Below are 17,398 nucleotides of genomic sequence, written 5' to 3'. Positions count from 1 at the left end.
AATCAACTCAGGACCGACGCACACCAGGAGCCACGACGCAGATGACGCCCGATCCGTCGAACCGCAGCAACGGCCGTCCGCCGACGTTGCGCGAAATCGCCGACCAGGCCGGGGTCCACATCTCGACGGCGTCGCGGGTCCTCCGTCAGCCCGAGCCCGCCGACGGCTGGTCCGACTCCGCACTCCGAGTTCGTCAGGTTGCCGAGGAACTCGGTTACCAACCGAATCTGTGGGCAGCCAGCCTTCGTACCCGCAAGACCACCACCATCGGCGTCGTGATGCCGAGACTGACAGACGTTGTAGTGGCCACCATGTTCCAAGGCATCGAGGAAGCCGCCACCGCAGCCGGGTACTCCGTCTTGCTCTCCAGCCCGCCCGACGATCTGGAAGCGCAACGCAAAGCGGTCGAGTTCCTGGTGAGCCGACAGGTCGACGGTCTCATGCTGAGCAGCATTCACCTGCCGGGTACCGATTTCGTCGACTCGCTCCCCCTGCGCTCACTGCCGATCCTGCTGCTGAACCGGCACATCGACTCGGCGACGTCATCCGTCAACCGAAGCCTTCCCTTTGTCAGCGGCGACGACCGCCTCGGCGGCTACCTCGCGGGGAAGCATCTACTGGACTGCGGCTATCGCGATCTCGGAGTGATCGCGGGGCCGGATCACGCCAGCACGTCGCGGGAACGCGTCGCGGGTTTCCGCGATGCCCTGGCCGAAGCCGGTCTGGAACTGCCGCCGAACCGAATAGTGGCCTCCGAGTTCGAAGTTCAAGGGGGTGTCGATGCGGCTGCCACACTGCTCAGTGGGAACACGCGCCCTGACGCCGTCTTCACGGTGAGCGACACCATCGCGATCGGCGTACTCGGTGTGGCCCGTGATCTCGGGTTGAGCATTCCCGACGATCTTGCGTTGGTCGGCTACAACGACATTCCGGTTGTCTCCCAACTCCCGGTGCCCCTGACGACGGTCAGGTCCCCCGCTCGAAAGATCGGTGCGACCGGGCTCGAGCACCTACTGGCACTGATCTCCGGCAAGAGCGTCGAATCCGTGAAGCTTCCCGTCGAACTGATCGCGCGAGCCTCCACCAGAAAGCCTGCCAGTCGCAAACTCTGAGCAGCTACCAGACCTGAGATTCGTCGATGCCCAACTGTCGCGCGTAACCGGAGTTGAGTGCGTCCCAGCCGTACTCGCGCGCCCGTTCACCCACAATCGGTCCGAAGGGCTCGCCTGCCAGAAGGGCATCGAGTACGTCGAAGCACAGATGCCACCCCGCAGCGAGCGCCGACGCCATCCCCTCGGCGCGCGACCTCTGCGTCAGCACGACGCGGGTACCGCCTTCGATCGGGGTCAGGTCCCACACCAATTCGTCCGGGCCCCACTCGTGTTCGAGCCGCCGAGTGGTCTCCACGACGTGAACGGTGACCGGCAGCGACATTTCGGGGGCGCCGTCCTCGGTGAGCATGGTGATCACCGCATCACCGGTACGGCTCAGGTTCCGATCGGCGGTGTACGGCGTCCATTGCGCCAACATCTCCGGGTCGGTGATCGCCTCCCACACCTTCTCGACGGAATACGGCAGCACCCGAGGAAAGCTGACGACTGTGTCGTCACCGTCGACGCTCACCGTGACGTCGGACAGGGCACTGGGCTGATACGGCTGGGCACTCATGGTTCGATCTCACCAGGAACCACCGACACGGGCAACCGCCCGCTCGGCGTTCAGAACGCAAACACCGCCGATGCGGCCGCGACTGTCTCCTCCACCACCGGAAATTTGACCACGGACAAGTCGTGTCGAGCTCCTTCGAACTCCACCAGACGCGTCGCGGCGGGAATCAAGGCGAGTGCTGCCCGCATCTCCTCCGTTGTCGCGAACTCGTCCTTCGAACCGTGGACGACAACGGTCGGTGTGTTCAGTTCGGGCAGGTGTTCGGTTCTGAGCTTCTCGGGCTTCTTCGGTGGATGCAGTGGATAGGAGAGAAGGACCAGGCCGTCGACAAGTCCCGGGTTCTCCGCCGCAAGCATCGACGCCTGCCGACCGCCGTACGAATGTCCGCCGAGCAGAACGGGTCCGGGCACCGAGTAGTCCTTGCGAAGAGCAGCAATCACCTCGGCAATGCCCGCGCGATCCTCCGCAGCACGCGACGGATGCGGAGGCCCCGAAGCTCGACGCACCCGAAACGCGAGATCGAAGCGCAGAACTTGCGCTCCTGCCGCAGCAAAGCCGTCGGCAACAGCACGCAACAGCACGGTGTCGCAGTTACTTCCCGCGCCGTGAGTCAGTGCAAGCGTGGCGACGGGCGACGCGAAGGACACAGAAGCAGGTCGATGAAGGAAACCGTGCACCGCACCTTCGTCGACCGTTTCGACAGTAGTCATGGACGCATCCTTGTCCGACCCGCTCGGGCCTGTTCGACCGCGGCAGTCATGCTGCCCTCGTAAACCGGACCGTGTCCGGGAAACAGCACGCCGGCAGGTGCACCGGCGATATTGTCCAACGCCTGGTCGGTCGCTTCACGGTCATGATTGAAGGGGCACACCAGAAATTGTGGTCCGGCGACACTCGACGTCGCGTGTCCGGTCACCAGAGCGTCACCCGACGCGATCACTCCTGCGTCGGGAACAAGGTAAGCGCTGTGGCCGTCGGTATGCCCATGAGTGGGAATCGGCACGATCCGACCGGGAACGTCCAGCGCACCACCGGACGCAAAGGACTGTGCCCGAGGCAGTTCCGCACCTTTCAACGCGCCGACTCCGATCACGTCGCGAAGCCATTTCGGAGCACCTCGCCGCCACAACAGCAACGGAACTCCGGCCGGCGACAACTGTTGCAGATACTCCCTCTTCGCATGCGGCACTTCCAACGGATCCATCAGGACCGGAACCTCGAGCCGAGTCACGATGTCCGCGATCCCACCGATGTGATCGATGTGCGCGTGAGTGACGAGAATTGCCCGAACATCCCCGAGCTGGTGACCGATCTGTTCGATCGAGCGTTCGACGTCGGTGCCGTTGGCCGGATATCCGCCGTCGATCAAGGTCAGATCGGACCCCTCTTCGACCAGGACCCAATTGGCGTGACCGCACCGAACCAGATGTGTGTTCTCGATCTGCGTGATCGACAGTGCCGCAGTAGTCATGCTTGGTAGTCTGCGCCACGTGTCGGAATCCGTGAAGCAGGCCAGCAGCCGCAGCATTCGAGATCGCGCCGAAGCATCCTTGGTGGCAGCCGCATTCGCACTGCCCAGCGCGGTGAAACGTCGAATCACCGGACCACCCGTCGTCATCGAGGGCAACACGCTCGACGCCGACGCACACCTTCTGCTCACGCTCGCGAAGACGCGGCCACTCCCCTCGCATTCAACCGATCCCCAGTCACTCGCCGCTGCTCGCGCCAATCTCACCCGAACCGCGATCATGATGGGCGGCAGGCCCACGCCCGTCCACACCGAGGAGATCTCCGTTTCGGGTGCCGACGGCCCGCTTCGCGCCCGGCTCTACGTCCCGACAGCCGACACCGGCGCTCTGCTCGTCTACTTCCACGGCGGCGGGTGGGTACAGGGCAGCATCGAATCCCACGATGCCCCGTGCCGCCTGTTGGCCGAAACCTCCGGCGCACGGGTCATCTCGGTCGACTACCGGCTCTCACCCGAATTCGCTTTCCCCACACCGGTACACGATGCCTACGCCGCCTACCTCGATATCGTCGACCGCGCCGACGAGTTCTGCGCAGACCCGACGCGCATCGCTGTCGGGGGCGACAGCGCGGGCGGGCATCTTTCCGCAACGGTCGCGCTGCGTGCCCGCGACGACGGCAAGACCCCACCGGCGGCGCAGCTGTTGATCTACCCCGCGACCGACTTTCACGAGAAGGCCCCCTCGCGAACGACGTTCGGTGAAGGTTTCTTCCTGACCGAGGCCAACATGAACTTCTACGAGTCCAGCTTCCTCGGCAGCAATGCCGATCGACTCGATCCGATGGTGTCGCCGCTACGCGCCCCCGACGCGACCGGACTGCCGCCGGCCATCGTGATCACGGCGGGATTCGATCCACTCCGGGACGAAGGCGAAGCCTACGCAGCTCGATTGCGCGACAACGGTGTTCACGTGACCGATCGACGCTATCGCGGGTTCATCCACGGCTTCGTCAACGTTCTGGGACCGAGCGTGGGTTCGCGCACCGCCGTCGCCGAGATCGGCGGAATGCTCCGCGTTCTACTCACCCACCCAGCAAAATCTCCCGCAACGTATCCACCAGCGGATCAACCGGCAGCTCAGGGCTGATCGCACGCTGTAGCCCCAAACCGATTCCGACGCTGAGTATGCGCAGTGCCGCGGCGTTCGGGTCCAGTGCCGGCGTCACGCCGTTGGACTCGGCAAGATGTTGCACCACTCCGGCAATCAATCCGCGCACCTGATCGGCACCCGTCGCGATCTTTTCGCGGATCTCTTCGCTGTGCCGCGATCGCACCGAGAACTCGACTTCGAGCAACGTCCATCTCTTGTCCCCGATGGTTCGCTCGGCCCATCGCGCGAACTCGGCCACCGCGTCGTCGAGCGTCGAATTGGCTCCGAGCTGTGAGGTGATCTCGCCGACCTTGGTCAACCTGATTCGGCCGAGCACCTCGGCGCACAACTCGTCCTTGTTCTTGAAGTTCGAGTACACCGCACCTTTGGAATAACCGGCATCCTCAGCGATCTGATCGAGCGACGCGGCGGCGTACCCGCGATCGAGGAAATGTTCGACGGCCGTCGCCAACAAGGTCTCGCGGGTCATCGCCTGCGCTTCCTGCCTGGTCAATCGCGCCATCGGAACCTCCTCGCGGTTCTGAGTATCGAGATTCCAACGGTAGCCGAATACCGGAAGCGCACCGCAGGCGCACTCCCGAAACCCAAATTTGGGGTACCCACGTTATTCAGATACTGATAGTCTCCGAAATATGACTTCAGAAGTGACCGGCACCACCGCACCCGGGTCCGGACGACACAGCGCGCCTAGACGGGGATTGGCAATCGGATGCGGCGGCACCCTCGGCTTCGCCTGGACCGTTGCTGCCCTCGCCTCGGTTCGGGACGCCCTCGACTGGGATCCCCGCGAAGCCACCGCCATCATCGGCACGTCCGCCGGAGCCGAGTTCGTGACAATGCTCGGCAGCGGAGTCGGCGTCGACGAGTTGGTAGCCATGCAACTCGGAGAGCCCGCCGCACGTCCCGAACTCCTCGCCCACACAGCATCGGCGCCCGGAAGAATCCCGCCACTTCCGAGTTTGGGGATCGGCAATCCACGACTGGTGACGCGTCGAGATCTTCCCGTTCTGAGCCGGATGAGCGGTATCGCACCGCGTGGTGGCGGCGACCCGTCCTGGCTCACCACGCTCGCCGAATCTCTTGCCCCTGGCGATTCGTGGCTCCCACATCCGTGCGCGTACATGGTATCCATGGACTACAGAACCGGGCGACGGGTCGCGTTCGGGGCACAGGGGGCTCCGAAAGCGACAGTCGGTGAAGCGCTTCGAGCGTCTTGGTCGATTCCCGGCTGGTTCCCACCTGTCACCATCGACGGCGTCAGGTACATCGACGGCGGCGCGGCGTCCACGGCATCGGTAGACCTCCTGCTCCCCCTCGAACTCGACGAGCTGGTTGTACTGGCGCCCATGGCATCTCGAACACTGAAGCCGGCGCGCGGCGCCGCCCGTATCGAACGCGGCGCCCTGCGGAACTCCATGTCCAAGGGCCTCGACCGGGAAATCGAACTGGTGCGCGCTGCGGGAACCAGGGTCTTGCGCATAGACGCCACCGACGACGATCTCGCCGTCATGGGCGCCAACTTCATGGACGGCCGACGGCGGCTCGCCACCTTCGAATCATCCCTACGTACAACACGTGCGAGCGTGAAACGCGAACTCGATGCGCGCCCGTTCCACTCCACCCCGTCCCACCAGTGAAAGCGCAGACTCAGTGAACAACAGAACTGACCACTTCGAGGTCGTGATCATCGGTGGCGGGATCTCCGGGATCGGTGCAGCAATTCACCTGCAGCGCCTCGGGATCGACAATTTTGTCCTGCTCGAGAAAGCGGACTCCCTCGGCGGCACCTGGCGCGCCAACACCTATCCCGGTTGTGCCTGCGACGTCCCGTCCGGCCTGTACTCGTATTCCTTTGCCGCCAATCCGGATTGGACCCGACTGTTCGCGGAGCAGCCTGAGATCCGCGAGTACATCGAGGACACGGCCGTCCGCCACGGGGTCGACAAGCACGTTCGCTTCGGGGTAGAAATGCTCTCCGCACAGTGGGACGCATCGCAATCACTCTGGAAGATCACAACTTCCAGCGGTGAACTCACTGCTCGTTTCGTGATAGCCGCCGCCGGCCCGTGGAACGAACCCCTGACGCCGGCGATTCCCGGGCTGGAAACGTTCGAGGGCGAGGTGTTTCATTCCTCGCAGTGGAATCACGACTACGACTTGACCGGAAAGCGCGTCGCCGTCGTAGGTACCGGCGCTTCCGCAGTCCAATTCGTGCCGCGCATCGTCTCCGACGTGTCCGCCCTTCACCTTTACCAACGCACCGCTCAATGGGTCCTTCCCAAACCCGATCACTACGTACCGCGGATCGAAAGGTCCGTCATGCGATTCGTACCGGGAGCGCACAAGGCTCTACGCAGCATCGAATACGGAATCATGGAAGCGCTTGGATTGGGGTTCCGCAATCCGTGGATCCTGCGTATCGTGCAGAAACTCGGGTCGGCCCAATTGCGCTTGCAGGTGCGCGATCCGAAGCTACGCAAGGCGCTGACTCCCGACTACACCCTCGGTTGCAAGCGACTACTCATGTCGAACTCGTACTACCCGGCCCTCGGCAGACCCAACGTGACCGTCCATGCCAACGCAGTCGAAGAGATCCACGGCAACACCGTGATCGGCGCCGACGGAGTGGAATCGGAAGTGGACGCCATCATCTTCGGAACCGGCTTCCACATCCTCGACATGCCCATCGCATCAAAGGTATTCGACGGAGAAGGTCGATCACTCGACGATCATTGGCAGGGAAGCCCGCGGGCGTACTTCGGTTCCGCCGTCAGCGGATTCCCCAACGCGTTCATTCTGCTGGGCCCGAGCCTCGGCACCGGGCACACGTCGGCCTTCATGATTCTGGAAGCCCAACTGAACTATGTGGCACAGGCGATCGGCCACGCTCGTCGGCACGGCTGGAGAACCATCGACGTGCGCCCGGAAGTACAGGCAGCCTTCAACTCTCAAGTTCAGGAGGCATTGGGTACCACGGTCTACAACGCCGGTGGTTGCGAAAGCTATTTCTTCGACGTCAACGGCCGCAACAGCTTCAACTGGCCGTGGTCGTCAGGAGCCATGCGTCGACGGCTACGGGCCTTCGATCCATACGCCTACAACCACACGCTGTCCGACAACCCTGCGTCAGACGACACCCCCGCTGAGCCCACCACCACCCCCGAACCGGAGTACACCACATGAGCCTTTTCGGCACCACCTACCCGCCGATCGATCTCGACGGAGCAGTCGTCGTCATCTCCGGAGGTGGCCGCGGAATCGGCCGGGCCACAGCGGAGTTGTTCGCAGCTCGCGGCGCACTCGTCTGCGTCGGCGACCTCGACGAGGAGACGGCCGTCGACACCGCCGCATCCATCGGCGCACGGGCCCGCGGGTACGCTCTGGACGTCACCTCACGCGAATCCTGGGATGTGTTCGTCTCCACAGTGATCGGCGAATTCGGTCACATCGACATTCTGGTCAACAATGCGGGCGTGATGCCGCTCGGCAGCTTCCTCGACGAGTCCGACGCCACCAGTCGAGTAACCCTCGACGTCAATGTCTGGGGCCCGATTCACGGGATGCGCACCGTGCTTCCCGGCATGGTGGATCGGCGACGCGGCCACGTCGTCAACATCGCATCCATGGCAGGCAAGCTACCGGTGCCAGGAATGGCCGTGTACAACGCAAGCAAGTTCGGTGCGGTGGGCCTTTCCGCCTCTGCTCGTGTCGAATTCGCAGATTCCGGCGTCAGCGTCAGCGCCATCCTGCCCAGCGCGGTGCGCACCGGGCTCTCCTCCGGTGTGCCACTCGGAAAGGGCATGCCGACGGTTGAACCCGAGGTCGTGGCCAAAGCTGTCGTCGACACGGTCGCGCACCGGCGAGCCGAAACTACTGTTCCGCGTTACCTTGCGGGCTGGGACCTCATCGACGCTGTAGTACCCGAATGGATGATAAACATCGGACGCCGGGTGATCGACGATCGCCGCGCGCTGACATCGGTAGATCCGAACGGGCGTGCGGACTACGAAAAGCGAGTGGCACGTCAGGCCGAAAACGAGGAGCACGATCGGAGATGAAGCGGGTAGTTTCGTGGCCATGTACATCCGCCGCGAAACTTCTTCCGACCGTGACGCAATCTATTCACTGCTCGGGGCGGCGTTTGCCGACCAAGCGCCGCCCGGCGAGTCTCCCTACGAGATCGAACTGACACGTCAGCTCTTCGCCTCGAACGACTACTTACCGAAGTTGTCCCTTGTCGCCGTCGCCGGTGATGAGATCGTTGGTTTCGTGATCGGAACACGCGGATGGGTCGGTCCCGTTGAGGCGGTTGGCCTCGGCCCGTTGGCAGTCACACCGGACAACCAACGCAGCGGCGTCGGTTCGGCGCTGATGCACGCGGTGATCGGTGCGTCCGACGCTCTGGACGTGCCACTGCTCGCCCTCCTGGGCAGCACCGAGTACTACCCGCAGTTCGGGTTCGTCACCAGCACGGACGCCGGGATCGAGTCTCCGGAAGCCGAGTGGGGCGAGCACTTTCAGATCAGGACCCTCACCACGCACCGCCCCGATCAGACGGGGAAGTTTTCATACGCAGCGCCTTTCGGGGTCGCTTGACCCTCAGCGCGATGTAAGAGTTCTTTGACATCCAGCGCACGTAGACCTACGCTCAGGCATGTCAAAGAACTCTTACACCTGGGAGGCTTCATGAGCACCACGGCACGGTGGAGCCTGATCATCGGTATCGGCGTCGCAGCAACGCTAGCCTTCAGCTTTTTCGCAGCATTGACCGCCGATGATCGGAAGACGTTGGCCTTCATCGTCTTCGCAATCGTCATGGCACCGGCTTGTATCGGGTCGGCGTGGGCCCTTTTTTCATCGGAGAACGACAAGGCCCCCGCCTACCCCGAGGACACCGTCGAAACAGAATGGAGTCGCAAGGCCGGCTTCGGCGCGTTCACCGACTTGATCACTGCCATGGGGATCGCGCTGATCGCGCACAATGTCTTCGGCGCTCCCGAACTGCCGCTCGTAATGTTTACAGCCCTCGGGCTGGCCGACTTCGGAATCCGGTACTGGGCAGTGTCGAGGGACCGCACCCCACAATCGAGATCTGACAAGATCTGATGCGCAACAACCTTCAAGAACTTCGTACGGCAGCCGGATTGTCACAGCAAGCGTGCGCCGACGCGCTCGGCATCACACGCCAGACCGTCATCTCGATCGAGAAGGGACACTTCGACCCGCGTCTGTCACTGGCGTTCCGAATCGCCGAATACTTCGACAAACGCGTAGACGACATTTTCTCCAGCTGACGCCGTCTCGAACTGACGGAAGATCAGTCGAGCTGCGGTTTCAGTCGAGCTGCGGTTTCAGTCGAACAGAGTTGGCGATCCGTTTTCGTCGTTCCCGTCTTCGACGGCCGTTGCCTTCTTGCCCGAGCCCTTGCGGACGACGGTCAACGTCGTCGTTCGACGCGACAACCTGTGCCCGTCACTGTGTTCGAGCAGCGCCATCCCCTGGCGAACTTCGACTACCGTCCACGGACCCGCATGGCCGGCTGCCTGCACGAGGTCACCGGACTCCACCTCAGTTGCCATGACCACTCCTTGTTCGTCGTGTCCTGCACGTTCTCCTTCCTATTATCGACGCGGCCACCTGGTAGTCGACGCGCAGGGTACCTACGCTGCAGCTGCAACCTTGACCGCATGGCCGACTTCGGCTCGGAATGCCGCGTATTCGGGTGAGCCTCGGAGATCGTCGGGATCGACGCCGGTTCGTGGCAGATCGATTTTCAGGTCGAGCGCGACCTTGCCCGGTCGGCTTGTCAGAACTACGACGCGGGAGCCGAGAAAGGCCGCCTCGTCGGCACTGTGAGTGACGAAGACACTTGTTCGCCCCGATTCGGCACTGACACTGCGCAGGTCCTCCTGCAGACGCTCGCGAGTGAGGGCGTCCAGCGCGGCAAAGGGTTCGTCCAACAGGAGCAACGACGTTTCGGCCGCCAAGGCACGAGCAATTGCCACCCGCTGCTGCTGCCCGCCGGAGATTTCCCAGATACGCCGGTCCGCAGTGCCGACCAGACCGACGCGGTCGAGAAGCTCGTCACGCCTTTGCCCGCGTTCGCTCTTCGCAACGCCGGCGTATTTGAGTGCCAGATCGATGTTGCCGCCCACCGATTTCCACGGAAAGAGCCGTGGCTGCTGAAACACCACTCCCGCACTCGACCCGGGAATCGGGTCGGATCCGGAGACCTGAACCGTTCCACTGGAAGGACTTTCGAAACCCGCGATCAGCCGCAGCAATGTGCTCTTGCCGCAACCCGACGCTCCGACGAGAACCAGAAACTCACCAGGTGTGACGTCGATCGATACGGGCCCGAGTGCCGTGACGGACTCTCGACCGTGGCCGTACCTGTGCGAGACGGTGTCGATTCGGATCGCGCCCGGGCGGTCGGCAGCGAATCCTCCCGAGGCCTGCTGTGCGGTCACGCTACTGGTCAAGGACATCGGGAAGCCCCTTCACATAGAGAGCATTCTGAAAGACCGCCAGATCAGGCACACTGTCGATCTGCTTCTGCTCGGCCAGGAATTGCGCTGCACTCTGCAGGTTCACTGCCAGATTCCCGGGAGCGCCCTCGGTGCCCAACCATTCCGGCGAGGAGATCTGCTCCGGAGTGAGGAACACACCCTGTTTCAACTGCGCTGCCGCGTCGTCCTTCGAGGCGCCTAATTGTGCGGCAACAGCTTCCGCTGCCGCGTTCGGATCAGTGGCGATCGTCGTGAGCGCGCGGGCCTGAACCTGGCGCCAGGTGTCGACGATCTCGGGGTGATCCTTGGCAAACGCAGTCGACACCACACCAAGATCGAGTGTCGGCTTCCCTGCTGTCGCGAGCTCACGGCTGGCGATCAACTGTGTTCCGTCCTTACGGAGTTCGTCGAGCGTGGGCAGCCAGGTGTAGACGGCATCGATGTCACCGCGCTGCCAGGCTGCGAGGGATGCTTGCGGCTGGAGATCCACCAATTGGACGTCGTCGGCACTGAGTCCGGCCTGGTTCAGCGCTGCCAGCAGACTGTAGTGCGCGGTCGAGGCGAATGCCGTGGCCACTTTCTTGCCGCGCAGATCTGCGACGGTCTTGATTCCGGTTGCGTTGCGCGCCACCAGGGCTTCGTTGTCGCCGGCCACGTCCAGAACAAACGCGACCTGATACGGAATGTTCAGCGGTGCCGAGAGGCCACGAGCAACCGGGCTCGAACCGATTGCGCCGAAATCGATTTCACCGGCGATGAAGGCGGTGTTGATGTCGGCTCCCGAATCGAACTTCGTCCACTTCACGTTGTACTCGGGCAGTGCGTCTTCGAGCCAGCGATTGTTCTTGACTATCAAGTCGCCGCTCGGGAACGACTGGTAAGCGATACGGATCGTTTCCTTGGACGAATCCTGGCCCGAATGATCCACCGAGCACGCACCGAGAACAAGGGCAAGGACGCCGATCAGCACCGTGAACGCCGTCCGGGCAGCCCTTCCTTCATTGGGCGTCGAATTACTGCTGCGCTTCAGATTGCTGCTGGCGTGTTTCTGATTGTCAGTCATACTTTTCCCCTCCAGGGAACGGCGCGGCGCTCTGCAGCCCGCAGCAGTCCGTCGATGATCAGGCCGGAGAATCCGATGGCAAAGATCCCCACCAGCACGACCGGTGTGTTGTTGTAATTGCTTGCATCCTTGACCATTCCGCCAATTCCGGGGATGCCGTTGAACAGTTCGGCCGCGACCACCGACGAGTACGCCATACCTACCGACAGCCGAATGCCCGTGAAAGTTTCCGGTAAGGCCGACGGGACGACGACGTCCCGGATCACTTGCGCCCGTGAGGCTCCCAGGGCCCTGGCCGCTTCGACCAGTCCGACCGGCGCCGCGACCACAGCAGCTGTGGTGGCCACCGCTGCCGGCGGAAGAGCAGCGAGCGCCAGCAATGTAATCTTCGGCGCCTCGTCGATTCCCAGCCAGATCACCAGCAGGAAGAAATACGCCAGGGGCGGCAGTGCGCGCAGGAACGTCAACCACGGTTCGAGCAGGCTCCGCAGCCATGTCACCGATCCCATGGCCAAACCGAGGATCACGCCCAATCCGACGCCGATGATCACACCGACCAGCACCCGTCGCAGCGTCATGTAGAGGTGCTCCCAGAGCAGGTAGCCCTGGTAGCCGCGCACTCCGTCGTGCGTGGTCATCGTGTTGACGAAGGCATGCCAGACCGTGCTCGGGAACGGCACGAAGGTCTCACTCCAGGTGCCGCTCGCGGCAGCGACCTGCCACAGGGCCAAGAATGCGATCACGGAAAGCACCGGCAGTCCGACAGTGGTCGCACTCGAAGTCCACGGCCGACGCGGCTCACGGTTCGGTTCCGTGACTGATGTTGGTTCTATTGCTTCGACAGGAGTCGACATCGCTGTTCTTCCTCGACGTACGGAAAATTCCGGCACACATGCAGCAACGGGCGCATATGCAGGGGCGAAGGCGCACAGAGCGGCGCCATTCTCACTCAGGAGAGTCGGAAGGAATCAACAGCAACAGCAGTTGGCACCAAGACGGCACAGGTCGACGGCGATGCGTCGTGTCAGTGGCGTCGAGGGCATGGGGGTAATTACTACCTGTGTCTGCAATTACCCGCAAATGCGGGGGAAATAGGCGTCAGTCGGCCAAGCGAACCGACAGCGAATACATGAGCGGGATCTCGGGTCGTCCGGCCGGGACTCCCCAACGCTTGCCGCCGAGTTCAGCCATCTCCTCGAATCCTTGCCAACCGTTGGCGTACGGGTACTCGTCGAAAGACTCGAGCGTCAATCCGGCGCGCCGCAAAGTTCCTAGCACCTCGGAAATGGACCAGTTGAATTCACATGAGGGGAAAGGATTTTCGAAGTTCTCGACTCCTTTTCCCTCAGCGCCTGGCAAGACGAGATCGGCCGAATCTGCCACGTAGTCGCCCACGCCACGGGGTTCGGTCACGGGAGTCCCGCCTCCGTACGGGTATGTCAGCGACCACTTCTCGTCGAAACACATGGCAAACGGATGAAACTCCACCAGAACGAATCGACCGTTCGGCGCGAGAACACCGGCAATCCCCTCGGCCCACTCGTCGAGATCGGGTAACCAGATCACCGTTCCGTACGAAGAAAAGACTCGGTCGAACTTTCTCTGGCCAGCGGCAGCAGCGCGGAGCCACGCAGATACATCGGCACGCTCGAAATCGGCGGCAATTCCGGATTCCGCGGACAAGGTTCGGGCGAAGTCGATCGCGGAATCCGCGATGTCGACGCCGGTCACCGCGGCACCGAGAGCGGCCAAACTCAACGAATCCTGACCGGAATTGCACTGCAGATGAAGAATCGAGGAGCCGTCGATCTCGCCGAGCAGCGCCAGTTCTTCCGGATACAAGGTCGACCCGCCGTTGCGAAAGAACTGTGCCTGGTCTCCTTTGTGACTGTTGTGAGCGACGGTCGCCGCATTCCACGACAACCGATTCATCTCCGCTGCATCCATCACTACTGCATCCACCTCTACTGCATCCACTTCTCGACCCACAACAAAGTCCGCCCGAGTTCACCACGTCCCCGGTCACGTCGGCAATCGATTTACTGGGCTGGAAACCTATCCGAACGAAGATGCAACAGGTTACAGTTTTTCGACGGACCATCGAAGGAGAACCAGTGCGCTACGGACTCAGCCTGTTCACCAGTGATCGCGGCATCCGCCCTGCCGATGCAGCAAAGGCTGCGGAGGCGAATGGATTCGACGCCTTTTACGTTCCGGAGCACACTCACATCCCCGTCTCGAGGGATTCCGATCACCCCGGAACCCAGTCGGCCGAATTGCCCGACGACCGTTACATGCGCACACTCGACCCCTGGGTTGCCCTCGGCACCGCCGCGTCGGTCACGAACACCATCCGATTGGGCACCTCCGTGGCCCTCCCCCTCGAACACGATCCGATCACTCTCGCGAAAACCATCGCATCGCTGGACCATCTTTCCGGCGGACGCGTGGTCTTCGGCGTCGGATTCGGCTGGAATGCAGAGGAACTCGCCGACCACGGCGTACCGCCCAACAAACGCCGGACCGCACTCCGCGAGTATCTCGAAGCCATGGGCGAACTGTGGTCGAAGGAAGAAGCGTCGTACGACGGCCAATTCGTGAAGTACGGACCCAGCTGGGCGTGGCCCAAACCAGTTCAGAAGCCCCGTCCTCCCATCCTCTTGGGCGGCGGCGGCAACGAGAAGACTTTCAAGTGGATCGCAAAGTCTGCCGACGGGTGGATCACCACACCCATCGAGCAGGAGATCGACGGAAACGTGGAACTGCTCCGAAAGATCTGGGCCGAAGCAGGTAGAGTCGGCGAGCCTGAAATAACCGTCCTGGCAGGCAAACCCGATTCGGAGAAGCTCGCCCACTGGGCAGACATCGGTGTCACCGAAGCAATGTTCGGCACTCCGGACAAGAGCCCCGACGAGGTTGTCGGATACATGGAACGTCTGGCAGCCAAGCTCGGACGGTGAGGTCCGCCACAGCATCTTGACCTCAACTGCACTCGAGGTTTTAACGTCGGTATTGCACAAGACAGTGCAACGGCAGCAAAACCCGAGACAGAAGAGGGGCGAGGAGTGACCACAAAACTGGTTGGCACCCAATCTGTTTCGGACGACTCTGTTGATGCGGAGCCGTCCATCCGAAACTCCTTCGTCGAGGCGTTCCGGAACCATCCCGCCGGCGTCTCGATCATCACCGCAACGGGCGATGACGGCCCGGCCGGCATCACGTCATCGTCGGTGATCTCGATCAGCGCCGATCCTGCAGTTCTGGCGTTTTCACTGCAGTCGTTGCGAGGCTCTGCGAGCGTCATCGCTTCCGCCCGCAGTTTTGTTGTTCACCTGGCAAATTCGGCGAACGAACGACTGGCTTCCACGTTCGCAACCCGCGGCGCTGTGCGCTTCGGAGACGATATGCCCTGGTCGTTTCTCTCGACGGGTGAACCGTTCCTACATGGGACAGGCCACGCCCTGCGTGCGGTTCCCTTGAATGCCACTACATGTGGCGCCGCAGTGATCGTCACTGCACGCGTCGTCGACGTCATCGATCCGCAGCACATGTCAGCGCCGCTCGTCTATCACAATCGAACCTATCGAAATCTCTCGACTCACAACATTTCCTCAAAGGAAGGCATGTCACATGACTGAATACGTTCTCCCCGAACTGGATTACGACTACGCCGCTCTCGAACCGCACATCTCCGGCGAGATCATGGAACTGCACCACAGCAAGCACCACGCCACGTACGTGGCGGGCGCCAACAGCGCAATCGAGCAGTTGGCTGCTGCGCGCGAAGACGGCACGATCACCGCGAAGGCGCCGCTGCTCAGCAAGAACCTCGCCTTCCACCTCGGCGGCCACACCAATCACTCCATCTTCTGGAAGAACCTCTCCCCCAACGGCGGTGAGCGGCCAGAGGGCGAGTTGGCAGCCGCAATCGACGAGCACTTCGGCACCTTCGACGCATTCGTCAACCACTTCTCCGCTGTAGCAACCACTTTGCAGGGGTCCGGCTGGGCGGTACTGGCCTACGACACGGTCGGGCAGCGCCTGGTCATCGAGCAGCTCACCGACCAGCAAGGCAACATCAGCATCGGTATCGTTCCGTTGCTCATGCTCGACATGTGGGAGCACGCTTTCTACCTGCAGTACAAGAACGTCAAGGCCGACTACGTGAAGGCCTACTGGAACGTCATCAACTGGGAAGACGTTGCACAGCGATACGCGACGGCCACAGCCTCGACCGGCTTGATCGTCCCCGCCTGATCGTCCCCACCCGATCACTGCCATATCACCCCGATCAGCCCAGCTCGGCACGGTGGCTCCGTTGCCGAGCTGGGTTTTTACACCCCCGAGATCGATGTATGTGAAGGCAGGTAACATACACCGAGCGCGGCTGACTCGGCCGTCCGCCGATTCGACTCCGAGGGGAACCAGTGCTCGATATCAGTGGTTTGATCGCGACGTGGCGTCCGACGCTGGACACCGCAGCACGCAATGCATGGGGACTCTCGTTCGGCGACGGTGTCGAGAAGACCGAACGCACCCCGTCCGTACTGATCAGCGAAGGTCCACACCGCGATCTGTATCGCTTCGGCGCATTGTGGAGGCCAAGAGGTAATCCGGTTCTCCTCGTACCGCCCCTCGCGGTTTCAGCCGACTGTTACGACCTTCGTGCGGGCCAAAGCCTCGCCGCGCACCTACTGGATGGGGCGAACACGCCCTACCTCCTCGACTACGGGACCATGCGGTACTCCGACCGCGGGATGGGTTTCGAGGCCTGGGTCGACGACATCATCCCGGAAGCGATCCGTACGATCTCGGACCTACATGACGGCGCACCGGTTTCGCTGATCGGGTGGAGCCTCGGCGGGACCATGTCTCTGCTCACGGGCTCCGCTCACTCCGACCTGCCGATCGCATCGATCACGGCAATCGGAACGCCAATCGATTACACGAAGATTCCCGCTATCAGCCCCTTGAGGCTGATCGGCAAATACACGGGCGACACCCCACTCACGTCCGCGACCAATCTTGTCGGCGGACTACCTGCTCCACTCGTTCAGGCGAGTTACAAGGTGACGGCGTTGCAGCGCGAAGTTCTCAAGCCATGGTTCATCATGCGCAACCTCCACAACACCGAGACACTGGCTCGCATGGAATCGATAGACAAGTTCATGGCAGCCATGCCTGGATACCCTGGCAAGGCTTTTCAGCAGATCTGCGAACAACTCATGCTCGGCAACAATCTCTACAACGACGCCGTCACGCTTGCCGGACGCGAGATCAAACTGTCAGCTCTGAGCGTTCCCGTTCTCGCGGTCGGCGGCACCACTGACGTGATTGCACCCATCGCTTCGGTGGAAGCGATCACGTCGGTCCTCACCGGAGCGCCGTCGGTCCGGTTCGAGAAGGCGCCGGGAAGTCACCTCGGGCTCGTTGCCGGCCCCACCGCGAGAGACTCCACCTGGGCGCACATCGACGAATTCTTGAAAGAGAATGCACTGCAGTTGGTTTCGACCAGCTAA

At 62.3% G+C, this 17,398-nt stretch carries 21 protein-coding genes; 12 read left to right on the top strand and 9 right to left on the bottom strand.

Features of this window, described 5'->3' with window-relative positions:
- The first annotated feature begins 41 nt into the window (after positions 1–41).
- The gene (locus P3G66_RS02655) at positions 42–1,112 is read left to right on the top strand and encodes a LacI family DNA-binding transcriptional regulator (protein WP_007733803.1); all 1,071 of its coding nucleotides are present in this window, start codon (positions 42–44) and stop codon (positions 1,110–1,112) included.
- A gap of 4 nt (positions 1,113–1,116) precedes the next feature.
- On the opposite strand, the gene P3G66_RS02650 is transcribed toward P3G66_RS02655, so the two are convergent.
- The 3 genes from P3G66_RS02650 to P3G66_RS02640 are packed head-to-tail and all read right to left on the bottom strand — an operon-like array spanning position 1,117 to position 3,139.
- Entirely contained in the window at positions 1,117–1,668 is a 552-nt protein-coding gene (locus tag P3G66_RS02650) for an SRPBCC family protein (protein ID WP_003940599.1), read from the bottom strand.
- A 50-nt stretch (positions 1,669–1,718) separates the two neighbouring features.
- On the bottom strand, positions 1,719–2,378 hold the full coding sequence (locus P3G66_RS02645; RefSeq protein ID WP_058037738.1) for an alpha/beta fold hydrolase: 660 nt from the start codon (positions 2,376–2,378) through the stop codon (positions 1,719–1,721).
- The gene (locus P3G66_RS02640) at positions 2,375–3,139 is read right to left on the bottom strand and encodes an MBL fold metallo-hydrolase (RefSeq protein ID WP_042922301.1); all 765 of its coding nucleotides are present in this window, start codon (positions 3,137–3,139) and stop codon (positions 2,375–2,377) included. Before P3G66_RS02640 ends, P3G66_RS02645 begins: the two co-directional genes overlap by 4 nt.
- A 19-nt stretch (positions 3,140–3,158) precedes the next feature.
- Here P3G66_RS02640 and P3G66_RS02635 point away from each other — a divergent pair, with 19 nt between their 5' ends.
- On the top strand, positions 3,159–4,283 hold the full coding sequence (locus tag P3G66_RS02635; protein WP_228232235.1) for an alpha/beta hydrolase: 1,125 nt from the start codon (positions 3,159–3,161) through the stop codon (positions 4,281–4,283).
- Here P3G66_RS02635 and P3G66_RS02630 read toward each other — a convergent pair.
- Positions 4,219–4,809: a TetR/AcrR family transcriptional regulator gene (locus P3G66_RS02630; protein ID WP_030535226.1), complete on the bottom strand. Its 591-nt coding sequence runs from the start codon at positions 4,807–4,809 to the stop codon at positions 4,219–4,221. The genes P3G66_RS02635 and P3G66_RS02630 overlap by 65 nt on opposite strands.
- A 130-nt stretch (positions 4,810–4,939) precedes the next feature.
- Here P3G66_RS02630 and P3G66_RS02625 point away from each other — a divergent pair, with 130 nt between their 5' ends.
- The 6 genes from P3G66_RS02625 (at position 4,940) to P3G66_RS02600 (ending at position 9,601) form a co-directional block, all read left to right on the top strand.
- A complete protein-coding gene (locus P3G66_RS02625) occupies positions 4,940–5,944 on the top strand; it encodes a patatin-like phospholipase family protein (protein WP_209920673.1) in 1,005 nt (334 codons plus the stop codon).
- 13 nt (positions 5,945–5,957) lie between these two features.
- Positions 5,958–7,490 (top strand): NAD(P)/FAD-dependent oxidoreductase, encoded by a 1,533-nt coding sequence (locus P3G66_RS02620; protein WP_192712234.1) that lies wholly within the window; start codon positions 5,958–5,960, stop codon positions 7,488–7,490.
- Positions 7,487–8,365: an SDR family oxidoreductase gene (locus tag P3G66_RS02615; protein ID WP_007733788.1), complete on the top strand. Its 879-nt coding sequence runs from the start codon at positions 7,487–7,489 to the stop codon at positions 8,363–8,365. The genes P3G66_RS02620 and P3G66_RS02615 overlap by 4 nt, the downstream gene beginning before the upstream one ends.
- Before the next feature lie 19 nt (positions 8,366–8,384).
- Positions 8,385–8,903, top strand: coding sequence for an N-acetyltransferase (locus P3G66_RS02610; RefSeq protein WP_003940356.1), 519 nt, complete (start codon positions 8,385–8,387; stop codon positions 8,901–8,903).
- Positions 8,904–8,993: 90 nt separating this feature from the next.
- A complete protein-coding gene (locus tag P3G66_RS02605; protein ID WP_192712232.1) occupies positions 8,994–9,413 on the top strand; it encodes a hypothetical protein in 420 nt (139 codons plus the stop codon).
- Entirely contained in the window at positions 9,413–9,601 is a 189-nt protein-coding gene (locus P3G66_RS02600) for a helix-turn-helix transcriptional regulator (RefSeq protein ID WP_003940277.1), read from the top strand. Before P3G66_RS02605 ends, P3G66_RS02600 begins: the two co-directional genes overlap by 1 nt.
- A gap of 57 nt (positions 9,602–9,658) precedes the next feature.
- Here the strand turns inward: P3G66_RS02600 and P3G66_RS02595 are convergent, their stop codons facing one another.
- The 5 genes from P3G66_RS02595 to P3G66_RS02575 form a co-directional block, all read right to left on the bottom strand.
- Positions 9,659–9,886, bottom strand: a complete 228-nt coding sequence (locus tag P3G66_RS02595; protein ID WP_007733785.1) for a hypothetical protein — start codon at positions 9,884–9,886, stop codon at positions 9,659–9,661.
- Positions 9,887–9,967: 81 nt separating this feature from the next.
- On the bottom strand, positions 9,968–10,795 hold the full coding sequence (locus P3G66_RS02590) for an ABC transporter ATP-binding protein (RefSeq protein WP_192712231.1): 828 nt from the start codon (positions 10,793–10,795) through the stop codon (positions 9,968–9,970).
- A complete protein-coding gene (locus P3G66_RS02585) occupies positions 10,779–11,879 on the bottom strand; it encodes an aliphatic sulfonate ABC transporter substrate-binding protein (protein ID WP_042451442.1) in 1,101 nt (366 codons plus the stop codon). Before P3G66_RS02585 ends, P3G66_RS02590 begins: the two co-directional genes overlap by 17 nt.
- Positions 11,876–12,733: an ABC transporter permease gene (locus tag P3G66_RS02580; protein ID WP_003939782.1), complete on the bottom strand. Its 858-nt coding sequence runs from the start codon at positions 12,731–12,733 to the stop codon at positions 11,876–11,878. Before P3G66_RS02580 ends, P3G66_RS02585 begins: the two co-directional genes overlap by 4 nt.
- 244 nt (positions 12,734–12,977) lie before the next feature.
- Positions 12,978–13,868, bottom strand: a complete 891-nt coding sequence (locus P3G66_RS02575) for a class I SAM-dependent methyltransferase (RefSeq protein WP_257233152.1) — start codon at positions 13,866–13,868, stop codon at positions 12,978–12,980.
- A 125-nt stretch (positions 13,869–13,993) separates the two neighbouring features.
- On the opposite strand from P3G66_RS02575, the gene P3G66_RS02570 reads away from it, so the two are divergent.
- From P3G66_RS02570 to P3G66_RS02555, 4 genes are all read left to right on the top strand, one after another.
- Complete coding sequence (locus P3G66_RS02570) at positions 13,994–14,839, top strand: LLM class F420-dependent oxidoreductase (protein ID WP_064443766.1); 846 nt, start codon at positions 13,994–13,996, stop codon at positions 14,837–14,839.
- Between the two features lie 105 nt (positions 14,840–14,944).
- Entirely contained in the window at positions 14,945–15,517 is a 573-nt protein-coding gene (locus P3G66_RS02565) for a flavin reductase family protein (RefSeq protein WP_042451450.1), read from the top strand.
- The gene (locus P3G66_RS02560; protein ID WP_003940303.1) at positions 15,510–16,136 is read left to right on the top strand and encodes a superoxide dismutase; all 627 of its coding nucleotides are present in this window, start codon (positions 15,510–15,512) and stop codon (positions 16,134–16,136) included. Before P3G66_RS02565 ends, P3G66_RS02560 begins: the two co-directional genes overlap by 8 nt.
- Positions 16,137–16,306: 170 nt before the next feature.
- The gene (locus tag P3G66_RS02555) at positions 16,307–17,398 is read left to right on the top strand and encodes an alpha/beta fold hydrolase (protein WP_064443765.1); all 1,092 of its coding nucleotides are present in this window, start codon (positions 16,307–16,309) and stop codon (positions 17,396–17,398) included.

It is taken from the genome of Rhodococcus sp. C3V, from assembly GCF_029269915.1.
Lineage (GTDB): Bacteria > Actinomycetota > Actinomycetes > Mycobacteriales > Mycobacteriaceae > Rhodococcus_F > Rhodococcus_F qingshengii.
This window is presented reverse-complemented; position numbering and strand designations above follow the sequence as displayed.

Bases quoted from the DNA above. Each gene is read 5' to 3' on its own strand.
- P3G66_RS02655 (WP_007733803.1), top strand. From the start codon at position 42: ATGACGCCCGATCCGTCGAACCGCAGCAACGGCCGTCCGCCGACGTTG.
- P3G66_RS02650 (WP_003940599.1), bottom strand. From the start codon at position 1,668: ATGAGTGCCCAGCCGTATCAGCCCAGTGCCCTGTCCGACGTCACGGTG.
- P3G66_RS02645 (WP_058037738.1), bottom strand. From the start codon at position 2,378: ATGACTACTGTCGAAACGGTCGACGAAGGTGCGGTGCACGGTTTCCTT.
- P3G66_RS02640 (WP_042922301.1), bottom strand. From the start codon at position 3,139: ATGACTACTGCGGCACTGTCGATCACGCAGATCGAGAACACACATCTG.
- P3G66_RS02630 (WP_030535226.1), bottom strand. From the start codon at position 4,809: ATGGCGCGATTGACCAGGCAGGAAGCGCAGGCGATGACCCGCGAGACC.
- P3G66_RS02625 (WP_209920673.1), top strand. From the start codon at position 4,940: ATGACTTCAGAAGTGACCGGCACCACCGCACCCGGGTCCGGACGACAC.
- P3G66_RS02615 (WP_007733788.1), top strand. From the start codon at position 7,487: ATGAGCCTTTTCGGCACCACCTACCCGCCGATCGATCTCGACGGAGCA.
- P3G66_RS02610 (WP_003940356.1), top strand. From the start codon at position 8,385: ATGTACATCCGCCGCGAAACTTCTTCCGACCGTGACGCAATCTATTCA.
- P3G66_RS02605 (WP_192712232.1), top strand. From the start codon at position 8,994: ATGAGCACCACGGCACGGTGGAGCCTGATCATCGGTATCGGCGTCGCA.
- P3G66_RS02600 (WP_003940277.1), top strand. From the start codon at position 9,413: ATGCGCAACAACCTTCAAGAACTTCGTACGGCAGCCGGATTGTCACAG.
- P3G66_RS02595 (WP_007733785.1), bottom strand. From the start codon at position 9,886: ATGGCAACTGAGGTGGAGTCCGGTGACCTCGTGCAGGCAGCCGGCCAT.
- P3G66_RS02590 (WP_192712231.1), bottom strand. From the start codon at position 10,795: ATGTCCTTGACCAGTAGCGTGACCGCACAGCAGGCCTCGGGAGGATTC.
- P3G66_RS02585 (WP_042451442.1), bottom strand. From the start codon at position 11,879: ATGACTGACAATCAGAAACACGCCAGCAGCAATCTGAAGCGCAGCAGT.
- P3G66_RS02580 (WP_003939782.1), bottom strand. From the start codon at position 12,733: ATGTCGACTCCTGTCGAAGCAATAGAACCAACATCAGTCACGGAACCG.
- P3G66_RS02560 (WP_003940303.1), top strand. From the start codon at position 15,510: ATGACTGAATACGTTCTCCCCGAACTGGATTACGACTACGCCGCTCTC.